Genomic DNA, 17800 nt, shown 5'->3' on the forward strand with positions numbered 1-17800 from the left:
TCTCGGGAAGGTGGAGGCGGCCGAGCGGCCGCGGGGACCGTGCCGGGGCGCGCGCCAGTACCGCCGGACCGGGACGGGTACGGCGTTCGAAGGAGGCGGGGCGACCCCGGGAGGGGCGAGCCGTCAGGCGACGGCGGGCACGGTCGGCGGGCCCCGGGACGTGATGGCATGGGCGAGCAGGAGCTCGCGGGGGCGCCGTGCGGAGACGGCACGCAGCGGGCGCAGGTACGGCCGGTGCGGCGGGCGGGCCGGGCGCAGCAGCAGGAGCAGCGGCGCGAACAGGCGGGTGGCGACGGTGCGGCCGAGCCGGAACACGGCCCGCTCGCCGGCCGACAGCCACAGGCCCATGAGGAGTGCTGCCAGCAGGTGGGCGGCCAGCATGCCGACGGCGCCGCCGCCGTGGTGGTGCACGGACGTGGTCAGGGCCGAGGCGGCGTGGTGCGCGTGGGCACCCATGTCCATGCCGGGCATGGATCCGGCGAGGTCGGGCAGGTCGACCAGGTCGACCGTCAGACCCGCGCCGGACGCCGACCCCGGGTCGAGACCGGCCGCCTCCACCATCCTCGCCGCCTCGGCGGGGGAGGCGTCATGGCCGTTGCACAGCAGCAGCTGCGCCCACTGCGCGGCGGTCCCGCCGGTCGGCCGGTCGGCCGCGGTGGCCTGCCCGAGCGAGAACAGCGTGTGCAGGACGGCCTGGACGCCGACGGTCAGCCCGGTCACCAGTACCGGTCCGCGCTCGCGGTCGGCGAGCAGCCAGGCGACGCCGGCCGTTCCGGCGAACGCGGCGGCCGGCGGCCACCACGGCAGCGGTGTGCCCGACATCAGTACGTGGCCGAGCGAGGCGAGCAGCACGCAGACGGCCGCGAACACCGCGGCCCGTCCCGTACGCACAGCTCGTCCCATCGTCATCGCCGGCTCATCGTCGCACCTGTCACGCCGTCACTACAGTGCAGGGTCGGCCGGATCCGGGCCCGATGGGTCGGGTACGGCCCATGTGTCACGCATCACGGCGGAAGGCTGGAACCGGAGGTCGCGACGGCCCGACTATCGCAGGGGCCCGCTGTGGCAGGCCACCGTCTCCCGCGCGGAACGCCGGAACTGGGGGCGGGCCGACGGCCGGTGTCGGGGCGTCGGGCGGTACGGAAGGAGCGGGCGTGAGAAACGCCACGCCGTGTCCGCCGGTGGTGCCAACGGCGGCTACACCTCGATGTGGGAGCCCATGATGATCGTGCGGTCGCGGGGCAGGCCGAAGTACTCGGCGGCGTCGGCCGTGATGTAGGAGGTGGCGACGAACAGCCGCTTGCGCCAGGGCGCCATGGTCGGTTCCTGGCCGCGCCGGAGTTCGATCGTGGACAGGAAGTAGGACGCCTGGTCGACCTCCACCCGCCCCTCGGTCACGGCCGGGTCGAGCAGCGCGAGCGTGCCGGGCACGTCCGGGGTCTCCATGTAGCCGAACCGGGCGGTGACGTGGATGATCCCGTCCTCCGCGTAGCCGAGGTCGTCGACCAGGATCCGCCGCTCGGCCGGGACGCGGGGCACGGTCTCGGTCTCGATGGACAGGATGACGACCTGGTCGTGCCGGACGTGGTTGTGCTCGACGTTGGCCCGCATGGCGAGCGGGGCGGTCTGCTTGCCCCGGTTGAGGAAGACCGCCGTGCCGGGGACCTTCTGCGCCCGTACCCGGCCGCTGTGCAGGTCGTCGACGAATTCGCGCAGCGAGCCTTCGTGCCGGCCGCGCTCCGCGGTGACGATCTCGCGGCCGCGCTGCCAGGTCGTCATGACGGTGAACGCGGTGATGCCGATCAGCAGCGGGAGCCAGGCGCCGTGCAGCAGCTTGGTCGCGTTGGCGGCCACGAACAGCAGGTCGACGAAGAGCAGCACCGTCGCCCCGATGGCGACCAGCCACTTGGGTGTGCCCCAGCGGGCCCGGGCGACGTAGAAGAACAGCAGGGTGGTGATGGTGATGGTGCCGGTGACCGCCATGCCGAAGGCGAAGGCGAGCGCCGCGGAGCTGCGGAAGGCGAAGACCAGGGTGAGGACGGAGACCATCAGCAGCCAGTTGATCCACGGGACGTAGATCTGACCCATGGTCGACTCGGAGGTGTACGCGATGCGCAGGCGCGGCAGGTAGCCGAGCTGGGCGGCCTGGGAGGCGACCGAGTACGCGCCGGTGATCACCGCCTGGGAGGCGATCACGGTGGCGGCGGTGGCCAGCAGGATCATCGGCCAGCGTCCCCAGCCGGGCACCAGCAGGAAGAACGGGCCGCTGATGTTGGCCGGGTCGGCCAGGATCAGCGCGCCCTGGCCGAGGTAGCTGAGGACGCAGGCGGGGAAGACCAGGAACAGCCAGCCGCGGGTGATGGAGCGGCGGCCGAAGTGGCCCATGTCGGCGTAGAGCGCCTCGGCGCCGGTGACCGCGAGGACGACGGCGGCGAGGGCGAAGAAGGCGGTGCCGAAGTGGCCGAACAGGAAGCCCAGCGCGTAGCTGGGTGACAGGGCCCGGAGGATCTGGGGGTGGTCGGTGATGCCGGAGATGCCGCAGGCGCCGATGGCGGTGAACCAGACGATCATCACCGGCCCGAACACCCGGCCGACCGCGGCGGTCCCCCTTCGCTGGACCAGGAACAGCACCACGATGATCGCCGCGGTGATCGGCACCACCGCGTCCTCCAGGGACGGTTCGACCACCTTGAGGCCCTCGACGGCGGACAGCACCGAGATCGCCGGGGTGATCATGCTGTCGCCGAAGAACAGGGACGCGCCGAAGATGCCGAGTGCGGACAGCACGAGGGTCGTTCTTCGCCCTCGTCGGGAGGCCGACCGGCGCAGCAGGGTGATCAGCGCCATGATGCCGCCCTCGCCGTCGTTGTCGGCGCGCATCGCCAGCAGCACGTACGTGACCAGGACGATGATCACCACGGACCAGAAGACCAGCGACACCACCCCGTACACGTTCTCCGTGGAGACCGGCACCGGGTGCGGGTCGTCCGGGTTGAACACGGTCTGGAGGGTGTAGATCGGGCTGGTCCCGATGTCGCCGAAGACCACGCCGAGCGCGCCGACCACGAGCCCGAGGCGCGCCGAGTCGTGCGCGAGCCCGTGGCCGGCTCCCGCCGGCCGGGCGGCGGAATCGCGATCGGCCATGGTGATCCTCCTGCGCTGCCGCGGGTCGGGTGGTGCGGGATGTGGCCCGGTGGAGCGGAGACTACCGATCGTTTTGTCCGACCGGCGGCAGGCGGCGCCGCTCGTGTGGTGTCGCAGGGTCGGGCCTGCCGGTGCACTCGGCGTCAGCGTTCCGTCAACGCGGGCCCGATCCGCGTAGCCCCTGCGTCAAGGCCTGGTGCGGTCGAGGGACGGAGACGCTGCACTGGAGCTGCGGGCGGGACCGGCCGAGGTCCTCGCCACCACCGGAAGGAAGCGATGAGCCATGATCGACCACCAGGTCGTCGCGGGGCCCGCGGACCGCGGACCGCGTGCCGCACGGGAGGACGCGGCACTTCGCAGGCTGCTGAGCGGGACGGTCTTCGACCCCCGGGCCGTCAGGAGTGCGCAGGAGCCGCAGGACCCTGCGGGTGAGCAGGACAGCCGCCCGGCCGCCCACTGCCGGTATGCCATGTACTACGCCGACTGACGTCGCGTCGCCGGATCCACTGCGGAGAGCGCGATGATCACCGAAGGCGGGGCAGCGGACGACCCCCACGAACACGGACTGCGTCACGTTCCGGTCCGCACCGTCGGAACGGCGCAGGTGCTGCGACTCTTCCGGCACCGCGACGGCAGCCGCTGCGCGGTCGCCTTCAGCACCGCGAAGGCACTGCACGCCCTGCTGGGGGCCGACCAGGAGTCGGCGGAGCTCACCGAGCCGGCCCTGCGCGAACTCACCGAGCCGCTCGGCGTCCACCACCTGGTCCTCGACCCCGCGCTCGTCGCACCCCCGGCAGGGACCCGCGGCCGCGTACCGACCGCGTCCGACGCCGAGCGCCGACTGGAGCACCAGCGGTGACGCGGCACCAGTCCCCGTACCAGCTCGACGACGTGGACCTCGCCCTGCTGCGCGCCCTGCGCGCCGACGGCCGCACCCGCGCCAGTACGCTCGCCCGCCGCTTCTGCCTCAGCGAGACCGCGGTCGGTGCCCGACTCCGCAGGCTCGCCGCGAGCGGCGCGCTGACCGCCGTCCGGGCCGAGATCGACCCCGACATCCTGGGCCGTCCGCTCCAGGCGGTGGTCCGGGTCCGCTACGGCCCCGAACCGCTCGACTTCGACCGCCTGGCCGCCCGCCATCCGGCCGTCCAGTCCGGGCTGGCGCTGGCCGGCGAAGCCGACCTCGAACTCCAGCTCGCCTGCACCGACCAGCGTGAACTGCACGCCGTCGTCGCCGAACTGCGCCACGCCGGACCCGCCCGCGTCCAGGTGGAACTGGTCCTGCGCAGGCTCGCGCCCGCGCCGGCGCCCGAGGCCGGCTACGAGCACCCGTCGCCCGATGAGCCCGTGCGCGCCGCGGTCCGCACACCGTCCGGTCCCGTTCTGAGCAGGAGCACCCCGTCATGACCACCATGCCCGGCCTCCCCGCCGTCGACCGCCCGTCCGAGGTGCCCCGGCCGACCGCCGAACGGGACGTTCCCCGGCCGCTCGGCAGCCCCTGGCCCGCGTCCGCGCGGCCCGCTCGCGGCAGCGGCCTCCTGGTCGGCGGCGTCGACCTCGCCGAGGCCGCCGACCGGTTCGGCACCCCGCTGTACGTCCTGGACGAGGGCGAGGTCCGCGCTCGCGCCCGGGCCTGGCGGCGGGCCCTGCCGCAGGCCGACGTGCACTACGCGGCCAAGGCCTTCCTGTGCACCGCCATGGCCGAGTGGATCGCCGACGAAGGCCTCGGGCTCGACGTCTGCTCGGCCGGCGAGCTGCGCCTGGCCGCCGGTGCGGGCTTCCCGCCCGAGCGGATCCTGCTGCACGGCAATGCCAAGACCCCGGAGGAACTCCGGCTTGCCCACCGGCTGCGGGTCGGCCGGATCGTCGTCGACAACCTGGCCGAGATCCCCCGGCTCGCCGCCCTCACCGTCGCCGACACCCCGCAGCGCGTGCTGGTGCGCGTGGTCCCCGGGGTCGCCGCCGGACACCACCGCGCCGTGCGGACCGGCGTCGCCGGGCAGAAGTTCGGCTTCCCGATCACGGGCGGGGACGCGGCCGAGGCGATCGACCGCGTCCTGGCCCAGCCGGGCCTGCGGCTGGTCGGCCTGCACTGCCACCTCGGCTCCCAGATCACCGACACCGGTCCCTACCTGGCCGCCCTGGACCGCCTGGTCGACCTGCTGGCCGGGATCCGCGACCGGCACGGCGTCGAACTGCCGGAACTCGACCTGGGCGGCGGCCACGGCGTCCGCTACCTCCCCGGGGACGCCGAACTCGACCCGGTCCGGTCCGGTTCGCCGCCGACACCACCGCCCGGCTCGCCGCCCGCTGCGCCGAGCGGGGTCTCGCCGTCCCCCGGCTGCTGGTCGAGCCCGGACGGGCGATCGCGGGGCCCGCCGCGGTGGCCCTCTACCGGGTCCTCGCGGTGAAGCACGGCGCCGACGGACGGGCGTTCGCGGCCGTCGACGGCGGCATGAGCGACAACCCCCGCCCCGCGCTGTACGGGTCCACCTACCACGTACGCCCCGTCGGCCGGCCCGCGACGGCCCCCACCGCCCGCTTCGACGTGGTCGGACGGCACTGTGAGGCGGGCGACGTCCTGGTCCGCGACGCCGAACTCCCGGCCGACCTGCGCCCCGGCGACCTGCTGGCCGTCCCGGCGGCCGGCGCCTACCAGGTCTCGATGGCCTCCGCGTACAACCTCGTCGGCCGCCCCGCCGTCGCCGCCGTCCGCGACGGGCGGATCCGGCTCCTCATCCGCCGCGAGACCGTCGAGGACTTCCGGGCGCGCGAGGTCGGACGCTGAGCGGCCGGGACCGGGCGACGGCGCATGATGGGGGTGAGGTGCCCGGCTCGTCGGTAGGTGACTGGTGGCGGTTCGCGGGAAGCTGCGGGTGTTCCTGGGCGCGGCGCCCGGGGTGGGGAAGACCTTTGCCATGCTCGCCGAGGCGCGGCGGCTCCGTGCGGGCGGGCTGGACGCGGTGGTCGGCCTGGTCGAGACGTACGGGCGGAGCGGCACCGAGGAACAGCTGACCGGGCTGCCGGTGCTGCCCCGCCGGGCGGTGCACTACCGGGGGATGGAACTGACGGAGCTGGACCTGGACGGGCTGCTGGCCCGTCGGCCGGCCCTGGCCCTGGTGGACGAGCTGGCGCACAGCAATGTCCCCGGCAGTCGCAACCCGAAGCGGTGGCAGGACGTGTGGGAGCTGCTCCGGGCCGGGATCGACGTGGCGACCACGCTGAACATCCAGCACCTGGAGTCGCTGAACGACGTGGTGGAGCAGATCACCGGCATCGTCCAGCGCGAGCAGATCCCTGACGCGGTGGTCCGTGCCGCCGATCGGATCGAGCTGGTCGACCTGAGCCCGCAGGCACTGCGCACCCGGATGGAGGAGGGCGACGTCTACCCGGCGGACCGGATCGACGTGGCACTCGACAACTACTTCCGGGCCGGGAACCTCGGCGCGCTGCGCGAACTGGCGCTGCTGTGGCTGGCCGACCGGGTGGAGGAGGAGCTGGCCGACTACCGGGCCAGGCACGGCATCCGGGCGCCGTGGGAGACCAAGGAGCGGATCCTGGTCGCCCTGGACGGCGCCCCGCAGGGCGAGCACCTGATCCGCCGCGGCGCCCGGACCGCGACCCGGGTGCACGGAGACCTGCTCGGCGTCCACGTCCGGCCGGACGACGGCACCGCGGGCGGCGAGCCACCCGGACTGGAGACGCAGCGCCGGCTGCTGCGCGAGCTGCACGGCACGTACGTCGAAGTCGGCGGGACGGACGTCGCGCGTTCGCTGGTGGAGTTCGCGCGGGCGGAGAGCGCCACCCAGATCCTGCTGGGGCCGACCAGCCGCTCGCGCCTGCGGGAACTGGTGGGCGGCTCGGTGATCAACCGGGTGATCCGGATGGCCGGTCCGATCGACGTCCGGGTGCTGCCGCCGCCCGACTCCGCGCAGGTCGCCCTTCCGGCCGGGCCCCGTCGGCGGCGTCCGGCCCGGCTGCCTGCGCGGCGGCGCCGGGCGGGGTGGCTGCTCGGACCGGCCGGGGCGGTCGCGCTCGCGGCGGCGCTGTCGCCGTTGCGCGACTCGCTCGGGCTGTCCGGGGCGCTGCTGGCCCTGCTGCTGGTGGTGGCCGGGGTGGCCCGGCTCGGGGGCCTGGCACCGGCGGCCGGGACGACGGCGGCAGCCGCGCTGGCCGCGGACTTCTTCTTCACCTCGCCGTGGCACAGCCTCGCCGTCGACCGGGTGGCGGACGGGGCGGCCCTGGTGGTGTTCCTGGCCGTCGCCGGGATCGTCAGCCATGTGATCGACGGCTTGGCCCGCCACTCCCAGGAGGCGTCCCGGGCGCGGGCGGAGGCCCAGGCACTGGCACGGCTGGCGGGGGAGAGCGTCCGGACCACCGGACGCTCGCTGCCGCACCTGCTGACGGAGCTGCGGCGGACGTTCGGGCAGGACGCGGCCGGGATCATGGTGCCGACCGTGGACGGCTGGCGGACGGTCGCCGCCAGCGGCTCGCCCCTGCCTGCCAGGCCCGAGGACGCGCCGTTCGCAGCGGAGTGCGACCAGGGCGCGATGCTGGTGCTGGCCGGGCCGCCGCTCAGTGAGGAGAACCTGCGGCTGCTCGGTCCGTTCGTCACCCAGCTGCGGCTGGCGGAGGAGCGGGAGCGCCTGGTCGGCCAGGCGGCGACCGCCGAGGCGATCGCCCGCACCGACGCGCTGCACACCACCCTGCTGGAGGCGGTCGCCCACGATGTGCGCGGTCCGCTGGCGGCGATCCGGGCAGCATCGGCGCGGCTCGGCGCAGGACGTGGCGAGGCGGCGGAGATCGAGGAGGAGTCCGGCCGGCTGGGCCACGTCGTCGACAACCTGCTCGACCTGAGCCGGCTGACGGCGGGCCGGATGCCGGTGGAGGTCCGGCCAGTGGCCGTGGCGGAAGTGGTGCGGTCCGCCGCCGACAGCCTGCCCGGGGGGCGGGCGGGCCTTGCCGTGGCGGTCGGCGACGGCCTTCCGGCGGTGGAGGCCGACCCGGGTCTGCTGGAGCGTGCCCTGGCCAACGTGCTGGCCAATGCCAGGACCTGGTCGCCGCCGGGCGCGACGGTGACCGTGGACGCGGGCGCCGTCGCCGGGCGGGTCGACCTGCGGGTCATCGACCACGGCCCCGGCGTGCCGGCCGAGGAACGGGAGCGCCTGTTCGAGCCGACCGGTTCACGGTCCGGCCCGGGAGCCGGGCTCGGACTGGTGGTGGCCAAGGCCTTCGTCGAGGCGATGGGCGGCGAACTGGACTTCGAGGAGACCCCGGGCGGCGGCGCCACCTTCGTCTTCGCTCTGCGTACGGTGGATCGCCGGCACCCGTCCGGGGGTTCCTAATTGTCCGAATTGTCGACTAGGGGGGAGATATTGACGATTCCTTAACGACCGTCCTAACGCCCCCGCCGGAGGTGGTGGACGGTCGATGTCTACCCCTCTGACCTGCGTAAATGCCCGGCATGAGGGTGCCCGGTGGCATCTTCCCGGGCGGTTTTCCCGGCGCCCGGGCGCCCTACTCTCGCATACGTGTTCAATGCTCCCCAGGCGCTCAAGCGTCTCGTGATCGGCAAGGCCATGCGCAGCGAGGAGCTGGGCGAGACGCTGTTGCCCAAGCGGTTGGCGTTGCCGATCTTCGCTTCCGACCCGTTGTCGTCCGTCGCGTACGCGACCGGTGAGATTCTGCTGGTGTTGACGGTGGGCGGTACCGCCTTCCTGACCCTGACGCCGTGGATCGCGGCGGGCGTGGTCGCGCTGATGGCGGTGGTGGTGATGTCCTACCGGCAGGTGGTGCACGCCTACCCGTCGGGCGGTGGCTCGTACGAGGTGGTGTCGAAGAACCTCGGGGCGAACGCGGGTCTGGTGGTGGCGGCGTCGCTGCTGGTCGACTACGTGATGACGGTCGCGGTGTCGGTGGCGTCGGGGGTGGACAACATCATCTCGGCGTTCGGTGGCCTGGCGGGTTACCGGGTGGCGCTGGCGGTGGGGTTCGTGGTGCTGCTGACGGCGATGAACCTGCGCGGGGTGCGGGAGTCGGGGCGGGCGTTCGCCGCGCCGACGTATCTGTTCATCGGCGGCATTCTGCTGATGGTGGTGACCGGTCTGGTCCGGGTGGTGTTCGGGGACGATCCGCAGGCGCCGACCGCCGCGTTCGGGATCCACCCCGCCGAGGGTGGTGACAACCTCGCGGGCCTCGGTCTGCTGATGCTGGGCCTGCGGGCGTTCGCGTCGGGGTGCACCGCGCTCACCGGGGTGGAGGCGATCTCCAACGGCGTCCCGGCGTTCCGGGCGCCGAAGTCGCGGAACGCGGCGAGCACGATGAGTGCGATGGGCATCCTGGCGGTGGTGATGTTCATCGGCGTGACGGTGCTGGCGATGACGTCGAACGTGCACTACGTCGACGACGCCTGCCAGTTGAGCGGTCTGGCGGGTGACTGCTCGACGTACACGCAGCAGACGGTGATCGCGCAGCTGGCCTCGACGTTCCTCGGCGGCGACAACAGCATCCTGTTCTACTTCATCCAGGCCGTGACGGCGCTGGTGCTGATCCTGGCGGCGAACACGGCGTTCAACGGCTTCCCGCTGCTGGCCTCGATCCTGGCCCAGCACCGGTACCTGCCGCGGCAGATGCACACCCGCGGCGACCGGCTGGCGTTCTCGAACGGCATCATCGCCCTCGCCGTGGTGGCCGGCGGCCTGCTGTGGTTCTACAAGGCGGACGTCACCAGCCTGATCCACCTGTACATCCTGGGCGTGTTCACCTCCTTCACGCTGTCGCAGATCGGCATGGTCCGGCACTGGAACCGCGCCCTGGCGACCGAGAGCGACCCGGCGGTCCGCGGCGCGGCCCAGCGGTCGCGGGTGATCAACGGGCTGGGTGCGGTGACGACGGCGCTGGTGCTGGTGATCGTGCTGATCACCAAGTTCACCCAGGGCGCCTGGCTGGCGGTGCTGGCCGCGGTGGCGCTGTGGGCGATGATGCGCGGCATCCGCCGCCACTACGACGCGGTGTCCTCCGAGTTGGCGGTCGAGGACCCGGCGGAGGAGTCGGCCAAGCCGACCCGGGTGCACGGCGTGGTGCTGGTCTCCAAGCTGCACAAGGCGACCCTGCGGGCGCTCGGCTACGCGCAGGCGTTCCGCCCCGACACGCTGGAGGCGCTGACGGTGGCGGTGGAGAAGGACGCCACCGACGAGTTGCGGGCGCAGTGGGACGCGTACGGGATCGAGGTGGCGTTGAAGGTGCTGGACTCGCCGTACCGGGAGATCACCAAGCCGGTCGTGAGTTACGTCCGGGAGTACCGCAGAGCCAGTCCGCGGGAGGCGGTCGCGGTGTTCATCCCGGAGTACGTGGTGGGCCACTGGTGGGAGCACCTGCTGCACAACCAGTCGGCGTTGTGGCTGAAGTCCCGGCTGCTGTTCACGCCCGGCGTGATGGTGATCAGCGTGCCCTGGCAACTCGCCTCGGCCCCGCGGGCCGACCGCCCGGCCCGCCGCGCCCCCGGCGCCATGCGCCGCGGCGAACCGGCACCGGTGAAGGGGACCGCCGAGCCCGAGCGGGTCTGACGGTGAACGGGATGGCCCCCACGCGACAGCACCCGCTGTCGCGTGGGGGCCATCGGCACGAGCCGGTCCAGCCGTGCTGCCGGGCTGCCGTGCGTATGACGAGGGCGTCAAGGTCCCGTCAATGTTGTGGGCCCACCCGTATGGAGGGCGTCAGGAAACCGAAGTCGGTCCCGACCGGCTGATTTGCTGCTGTCGCCGGTCTCCGCCGAGGATCACCCGCTCGGCAACCGACCCGGGCCGCGAGAGAAGATCCCGCGCCCGGGTCGATCCGCCGAATCCGGTGTCCGCTGAGCGGAACACCGCACTCCGCCGGAACGCTGACCATGCAGTACCCGCACCCGGTCGCCCTACCTCGAGAGAGCAGCGCCCATGTCCCGTGACCTCAGCCCCGGCACCGCCGTCCGCCGGGGGCAGTTGAGGGTGTACCTCGGATCGGCCCCGGGCGTCGGCAAGACGTACCGGATGCTCGACGAGGCCCGGCGCAGACGCGACCGGGGTGCGGACGTGGTGGTCGGGTTCATCGAGTGCCACGGCCGGCGGCACACCGAGAACATGCTGCAGGGTCTGGAGACGGTGCCGCGGCTGACCCGCAGCTACCGGGACACCGAGTTCCCGGAGATGGATGTGGACGCGGTCCTGGCGCGCAGGCCCGCCGTCGCCCTGGTGGACGAGCTCGCGCACACCAACATCCCCGGCGGGCGCAACGCCAAGCGCTGGCAGGACGTCGAGGATCTGCTCACCGCCGGGATCGACGTCATCACCACGGTCAACATCCAGCACCTGGAGTCGCTGAACGACGTGGTGCAGAAGATCACCGGCATTCCGCAGCGCGAGACCGTCCCGGACGAGGTGGTGCGCCGCGCGGACCAGATCGAGCTGGTGGACATGGCGCCGCAGGCGCTGCGCCGCCGGATGGCCCACGGAAACGTCTACAAGGCCGAGAAGGTGGACGCCGCGCTCTCCAACTACTTCCGGGTCGGCAATCTGACCGCCCTGCGCGAACTGGCCCTGCTCTGGGTGGCCGGCCGGGTGGACGAGGGACTGCGCGACTACCGGGCCAGCCACAACATCGACCGGGTCTGGGAGACCCGCGAACGCGTCGTCGTCGCGCTGACCGGTGGACCCGAGGGCGAGACCCTCATCCGGCGGGCCGCCCGGATCGCCGACCGTACGGCGGGCGGAGATCTGCTGGCCGTGCACGTGACGCGCAGCGACGGGCTGGCCGGGGCCTCGCCTGGGGCGCTGGCCGAGCAGCGGCAGCTGGTGGAGAGCCTGGGCGGCAGCTACCACGTGGTGGTCGGTGACGACATCCCGAGCGCCCTGCTGGCCTTCGCCCGCGCGCACGACGCCACCCAGCTCGTGCTGGGCACCAGCCGCCGGGGCCGGATCAACCGCTTCCTCACCGGTCCCGGCACCGGGCAGACCACGGTGGACGGCTCCGAGGACATCGACGTCCACATGGTCACCCACGCGTTCACCGGCCGCGGCCGGCTCCCCTCCCTCGGCCGCCGGCACTCCACCCGGCGCACCGTCGCCGGATACCTGGCCGGCGTGGCGGTACCGACCCTGCTGACCGCGGTCCTCGCGCAGTTCCACTCCCAGGTGAACCTGACGACGGATGCACTGATCTTCCAACTGGGCGTCGTCGGTGTGGCGTTGCTCGGCGGGGCGACCTCCGCGCTGCTGGCCTCCCTGGTCGCCTCGCTGCTGCTCAACTACTACTTCATCCCGCCCGTCCACACCTTCACCATCGGCGAACCCAACAACGTCATCGCCCTGCTGGTCTTCGCGGTCGTCGCGCTCGCCGTCTCGACCGTGGTCGACCGGGCAGCCCGGCTCACCCAGCGGGCGGCCCGGGCGACGGCCGAGGCCGAGACCCTCTCCACCCTGGCCGGCAGCGTGCTGCGTGGCGCCGACGCCGTACCCGCCCTGCTGGAGCGGACCGGCACCGCCTTCGCGCTCGAATCCGTCGCTCTGCTGGATGCGGTCGGCAGGGACACCATTGCCCGTTGGGGCACGACCCGGCCGGTGCCCGGGGACGCCCCGGCCCCGGACCGTACGGTCACCGAACTCCCCGTCGGCAAGACCACCGTGCTGATCCTCACCGGGCGGAGACTGCCGGCCGCCGACCAGCGGGTGCTGATCGCCTTCGTCGCCCACATCGCCGCCGCCCTGGAGCGCGACCGCCTCGCCACCGTCGCCGCCGAGGTCGAGCCGATCAAGGCCGCCGACCGGATGCGCACCGCCCTGCTCGCCGCCGTCAGCCACGACCTGCGCACGCCGCTGGCCGTGGCCCTCGCCTCGGTCGGCTCGCTGCGCAGCCCGGACGTGGAGTTCTCCGACGAGGACCGGGACGAACTCCTCGCCACCGCCGACGAGTCGCTGGTCAAGCTCACCCGCCTGGTGGAGAACCTGCTCGACATGAGCCGCCTGCAGGCCGGCGCCCTCACCCTGCACCTCGGACCCACCAACCTCGAGGACGTGCTGCCCCGCGCGCTCGACTCCCTGCTCGACGGATACGCACCGGTCCAGCCGCTCGACCTCGACGCCGTGCCGCCCGTGCTCGCCGACCCGCCCCTGCTGGAACGGGTGCTGGCCAACGTGTTCACCAATGCGCTGCGGTACAACGCCCCGGGCGCGCCCGTGCTGGTGGCGGCCAGTCACCACCTGGAGCGGGTGGAGATCCGGGTCATCGACCGCGGCCCCGGCATCGCGCCCGAGGACCGCGACCGGGTCTTCCTCCCGTTCCAGCGCCTCGGCGACACCGACAACACCACCGGCGTCGGCCTCGGCCTCGCGCTCTCCCGCGGCCTCGCCGAGGCCATGGGCGGCTCCCTGGAGGTCGAGGACACCCCCGGCGGCGGCACCACCATGCTCCTCACCCTGCCCGCGGCCGAACCGCCGGCGGGCGGACCGCCCGCACCCGACCTGCCCGATGACGAAGAAGGAGGGACGGGGGAGTGACCCGGATCCTCGTCGTGGACGACGAACCGCAGATGCTGCGGACCCTGAAGATCAACCTCCACGCGCGGCGCTACTCGGTGCTCACCGCCGCCACCGGCAGCGAGGCCCTGGAGTCCGCCGGCCGGACCCCGCCCGACGTGGTGCTGCTCGACCTCGGCCTGCCCGACCTCGACGGCATGGACATCATCCGGGGCCTGCGGGCCTGGAGCGCGGTGCCGATCATCGTGCTCTCCGGCCGCACCGACGCCTACGACAAGGTCGACGCCCTCGACGCCGGCGCCGACGACTACCTGACCAAGCCCTTCGTCATGGAGGAACTGCTCGCCCGGATGCGCGCGGTCCTGCGCCGCCCCGCCGGAGAGGCCGCCCCGGCCAGGATCGCCGTCGGCGAGCACACCGTGGACCTCGCCGCCGCCGTGGTGACCGGGCCCGACGGCCCGGTCCGGCTCACCCCCACCGAGTGGAAGATCCTTCGCCTGCTGCTCGCCAGCCCGGGGCGACTGGTGCCCGGGAAGCAGATGCTCCGCGAGATCTGGGGTCCCGAGGCGGAGAACCACGGCAACTACCTGCGGGTCTACCTCGCCGGCCTGCGCCGCAAGCTCGAACCCGACCCCACCCGCCCCCGCCATCTGATCACCGAACCCGGCATCGGCTACCGCTTCGAGGCCTGACCCGGCACGCCGTGCGTCGTGGTTCTCCGCTGCGACGGTGTCCGGCGGTGCTGCTTCAGCCGAAGGCGAAGGCGGGCGACCGCCCGTCGGTGCCGTCCACCTCGACGAAGACGAACCGCCTGTCGAACGCCCAGAGGTCGCCCGGGGCCGCCGCGGCGGGGCCGCTGCCGGCGTCCCGCTCGACGGTCCGGTGTCCGGTCGCGGCGGTGAGGCGGACGAGGCTCCGGCCGGTCAGGACCCAGACCGAGTCGCCGTCCACGGCCAGACCGCGCACCCGATCGTCCAGGTCGGCGGTCCACTGCCGGCGGCCGTCGGCCAGCGAGTAGGCGACGACCCGGCCCTTCGTGGAACGGGACTTGGCGTTGACGACCACGTCGCCGGGCTTCTCCGCCGGGACCAGCAGCAGGCCGTCCGCCACGACGGCCCCGTACGAGGGACGGGCGGTGAAAGCGCCGAAGCCGCCGAGAGCGACGTCCAGGGTGTACTCGTCCACCACCGGGATCGTCGCGGCGGCACGGCCCGCCGCGTCGAAGCCGATCACCGCATGGGTGCCCCGCTCGGCGGCCTCGTCGACCCAGACCGTCAGCGGCGCGGTGGCCAGGACGGCCAGGTGGGTCAGGTCGCTGCTGACGGGGAGCGCGGTGCGCAGCCGCTCGCTGCCGTCACCGGCAGCGAGTTCGCGGAGCACGGGTGCGTCCGTACCGCAGCGGGAGACGGTGACGACGTCGTCGGGTCCGGCCGCGACGGCCAGCGGGGAGCAGCCGGGGCCGGTGGTGCTGCGCCACAGGTCGTGGCCGTCGGCGAGGGCGGCGGCGTGCCAGCCGTCGGCGCCCTGGAGCACGGCTGTGGAGCCCGCCACGGCGATCAGGTCGGGAGCGCTCGGATCGCCGACGCGGGCCGGTGCCGCGACGGTGGCCGTCCAGCGGGGAGCGCCCGTCGCGAGGTCGAGGGCGACGGCGGCCGCGCACGGCTGGTCGTGGGCGGCATGACCGAGCAGGCCGATGCCCTGGCCGGTGGCGCGGCTCATGGCGCAGACGGTGTCCGTGCCGGGCGGTGTCCACTGCCAGGCGGTCTCGCCGGTCGCGAGCCGGTAGGCGGTGACCCGGTCCGGCCGCACCCGCACCACCAGGTCACCGGCGGCCCAACTGCCCACCGCCTGCGTGCCGAGCGGTCGTTCGGTGTCCACCCGCCAGAGGGGCGCGAGGTCGCGACCGCCGAACACGGCGTTGCCCCAGAGCGGAACGCTCCCCGCGGTCAGCAGGGCCGCGGCGGCCATGGCGGACAGGCCGGCCCTGGGCCGTTCGAGGGCCCACCAGAGGCAGGCCAGCAGGGGAATGCCGAGAAACAGACCGGCGAAGAGCAGCAGAGCGGCGGTCGAGTCGTGGCCGGTCCCGGCGGCGGAGGCCGTCACGGCCAGGCAGAAGCCGGTGATCGCGCCGCAGACCCCGGACTTGACCGCGGAGGATCCGGCGCTGCCGTGCCGCCACCAGCTCCGCCGTTCGCCCGGCTGCTCTGCCGCTGCCGTCGTCCCGTCCGCTTCGTCGATGTCGGCGTTCGCCATCCGTGTCTCCCCCGAGAAGGCCGACCCGCCTGCGCGACTGCGGGACGGTTCGGGCGCGGAAAGCCTACAAGCTCCCCGCCCGCGGGGAAGCGGGCGCCAAGGACGCGTCAGGACACGGGGCCAGGGCGTCAAGAAAGCGTCAGGGCCGCCCTGATCGACACCCCGCCGGGCCTAGCGTCAGCTGCGAGGACGCGGTCCCGCTCCGTGGGGGAGGGAGGACCGGGTCCCCGCCGGTGGAGACCTTCACCGACCACCCATCGGCGGCCAGGTGAAAAGGGGAGGGGGACGCGCGGCCATGGCAGCGGGTACGACGGGCAGAGGTACCGCACCGGGCAGGAACGACGGATCGCCGGGGGTGGCGAACCGTGGTGCAACCACCGGCCCGACCGCTCGGCCGAGCGCTTCCCGCACCTGGGCAGTGGGGAACCCACAGGTACCGGGCCCGGACGCGGGAGCCACGCGTCCGGGCCCGGCGCACCGCCGCCCGCCCCAGCTCACGCGCGCCTGGTGGAACACCCCGCGCCTGGTCCGAGGCCTTGCCGCGCTCTGCCTGACCACGCTGCTCGGCTGCGCCGCCGCCACCGCGCTCGTGCTGAGCGGTGCCCGGGACGGCATGGACGCGATCGGCCACCGCGCCGCCCCGCAGGCCGTCCGCGCCGCCGACCTGTACTTCGCGCTCAACGACATGGACGCCCAGGCCGCCAACCTGCTGCTGCTGGGCGCCGACCCCGACTACGCCGGCCTGCGCAAGCAGACCCTCGACACGTACGAGCAGCGGCGCACCCAGGCCGACACCGACCTCCAGCGCGCCGCGGAGGCGGCGGCCGACGACCCCGCCGGGCGGCAGGCCGTCCAGACCGTGATCGGTGAACTCGGCCACTACGAAGCCCAGGTGGCCCGCGCCCAGCTGCTGGAGGAGCAGGCGCACGCCCCCGCCGGACGGCCCTCGCCGGAGGCGCTGGAGGCGTATCGGCAGGCCACCGACCTGCTCCGGCAACAGCTCCTGCCCGCCGCCGACCGGGTCATCGCGGCCAACTCCGCGGACGTGGACCGGATCCACGCGGCGCAGCAGGGCGACCTGGCGTCCGGCCGGTGGTGGATGCTCGGCACCGGCGCCCTCGCGCTGGCCGCCCTCGCGGTGTTGCAGCGCATCCTGACCGTCCGCTTCCGGCGCCTGGTCAACCCACCGCTCGCCCTCGCCACGCTGCTGCTGGCCGCCGGCCTCACCGCCGGAGTCGTCCTGGTCTCCCGGGCGGAGGACCACCTGGCCGTCGCGAAGTCCAACGCCTACGACTCCGTGCTCGCCCTCAGCCGCGCCCGGGCCGCCGCGTACGACATGAACGCCGACGAGAGCCGTTACCTCACCGACCCCGCCCGGGCCGGGGCGTACGAGCGGACCTTCCTCGACAAGACCCAGTCCTTCGCCCGGCTCGACGGCGCCACCCTCACCACGTACGACGCGCGGCTGGCGCAGGCCGCGAACCGGCACCGCGCCGACCACCGCACCGTCCCGTTCGGCGGCTTCCTCGGCGCGGAACTCGGCAACATCACCTTCCCCGGCGAGCAGGACGCCGCCGAGCGGGTGCTGACCGCGTTCCAGCAGTACCAGCGGGACGACCGCGTCATGCGCGACCTGCTCGACAAGGGCCGGCTCAAGGACGCCGTCACCTTCAACACCGGTCTCGCCGCCGGCCAGTCCAACGCCGACTTCACCGCCCTCGACAACGCCCTCGGGGACGTGCTCACCATTAACCAAGGCGCCTTCGACCGGACCGTCGCCGCCGCCGACGACGACCTCGGAGCGGCCACCGCCGCCACCGGAGCACTCGCCCTGACCGCCGCGCTCGCCCTGACCGTCCTCGGCGTCCGCCCGCGCCTGCGCGAGTACCGCTGACGCT

At 73.7% G+C, this 17800-nt stretch carries 11 protein-coding genes and 1 pseudogene; 9 read left to right on the forward strand and 3 right to left on the reverse strand.

Going from position 1 to position 17800, the window contains the following annotated elements; genetic code table 11:
* Positions 1-123: 123 nt before the first annotated feature.
* Positions 124-909, reverse strand: coding sequence for a hypothetical protein (locus FHR36_RS11665; RefSeq protein ID WP_253796193.1), 786 nt, complete (start codon positions 907-909; stop codon positions 124-126).
* A gap of 288 nt (positions 910-1197) precedes the next feature.
* Positions 1198-3144 carry a potassium transporter Kup gene (locus FHR36_RS11670; RefSeq protein WP_253796194.1) on the reverse strand — a complete coding sequence of 649 codons (1947 nt, stop codon included), beginning with the start codon at positions 3142-3144 and terminating at the stop codon, positions 1198-1200.
* 283 nt (positions 3145-3427) lie between these two features.
* Between FHR36_RS11670 and FHR36_RS11675 the strand changes: the two genes are divergently transcribed.
* The 8 genes and pseudogenes from FHR36_RS11675 to FHR36_RS11715 all read left to right on the forward strand — a co-directional run bounded on the left by FHR36_RS11675 (position 3428) and on the right by FHR36_RS11715 (position 14341).
* Positions 3428-3631 carry a hypothetical protein gene (locus tag FHR36_RS11675; RefSeq protein ID WP_253796195.1) on the forward strand — a complete coding sequence of 68 codons (204 nt, stop codon included), beginning with the start codon at positions 3428-3430 and terminating at the stop codon, positions 3629-3631.
* A gap of 33 nt (positions 3632-3664) precedes the next feature.
* Complete coding sequence (locus FHR36_RS11680) at positions 3665-4003, forward strand: SAV_915 family protein (protein WP_253796197.1); 339 nt, start codon at positions 3665-3667, stop codon at positions 4001-4003.
* Positions 4000-4548: an Lrp/AsnC family transcriptional regulator gene (locus FHR36_RS11685; RefSeq protein ID WP_253796198.1), complete on the forward strand. Its 549-nt coding sequence runs from the start codon at positions 4000-4002 to the stop codon at positions 4546-4548. Before FHR36_RS11680 ends, FHR36_RS11685 begins: the two co-directional genes overlap by 4 nt.
* A gap of 5 nt (positions 4549-4553) precedes the next feature.
* A pseudogene (gene lysA, locus FHR36_RS11690) lies at positions 4554-5929 on the forward strand (diaminopimelate decarboxylase).
* Between the two features lie 64 nt (positions 5930-5993).
* The gene (locus FHR36_RS39260; protein WP_308199285.1) at positions 5994-8486 is read left to right on the forward strand and encodes an ATP-binding protein; all 2493 of its coding nucleotides are present in this window, start codon (positions 5994-5996) and stop codon (positions 8484-8486) included.
* A gap of 234 nt (positions 8487-8720) precedes the next feature.
* A complete protein-coding gene (locus FHR36_RS11705; RefSeq protein WP_253796759.1) occupies positions 8721-10706 on the forward strand; it encodes an APC family permease in 1986 nt (661 codons plus the stop codon).
* Between the two features lie 369 nt (positions 10707-11075).
* Positions 11076-13670 carry a DUF4118 domain-containing protein gene (locus tag FHR36_RS11710; protein WP_253796199.1) on the forward strand — a complete coding sequence of 865 codons (2595 nt, stop codon included), beginning with the start codon at positions 11076-11078 and terminating at the stop codon, positions 13668-13670.
* Complete coding sequence (locus tag FHR36_RS11715; RefSeq protein ID WP_253796200.1) at positions 13667-14341, forward strand: response regulator; 675 nt, start codon at positions 13667-13669, stop codon at positions 14339-14341. The genes FHR36_RS11710 and FHR36_RS11715 overlap by 4 nt, the downstream gene beginning before the upstream one ends.
* A 55-nt stretch (positions 14342-14396) precedes the next feature.
* On the opposite strand, the gene FHR36_RS11720 is transcribed toward FHR36_RS11715, so the two are convergent.
* Positions 14397-15902, reverse strand: a complete 1506-nt coding sequence (locus tag FHR36_RS11720) for an outer membrane protein assembly factor BamB family protein (RefSeq protein WP_253796201.1) — start codon at positions 15900-15902, stop codon at positions 14397-14399.
* Between the two features lie 418 nt (positions 15903-16320).
* Here FHR36_RS11720 and FHR36_RS11725 point away from each other — a divergent pair, with 418 nt between their 5' ends.
* Complete coding sequence (locus tag FHR36_RS11725; RefSeq protein WP_253796202.1) at positions 16321-17796, forward strand: GlnX family signal transduction membrane protein; 1476 nt, start codon at positions 16321-16323, stop codon at positions 17794-17796.
* Positions 17797-17800 lie beyond the last annotated feature (4 nt).

It is taken from the genome of Kitasatospora cinereorecta (genome assembly GCF_024172095.1).
GTDB lineage: Bacteria > Actinomycetota > Actinomycetes > Streptomycetales > Streptomycetaceae > Kitasatospora > Kitasatospora cinereorecta.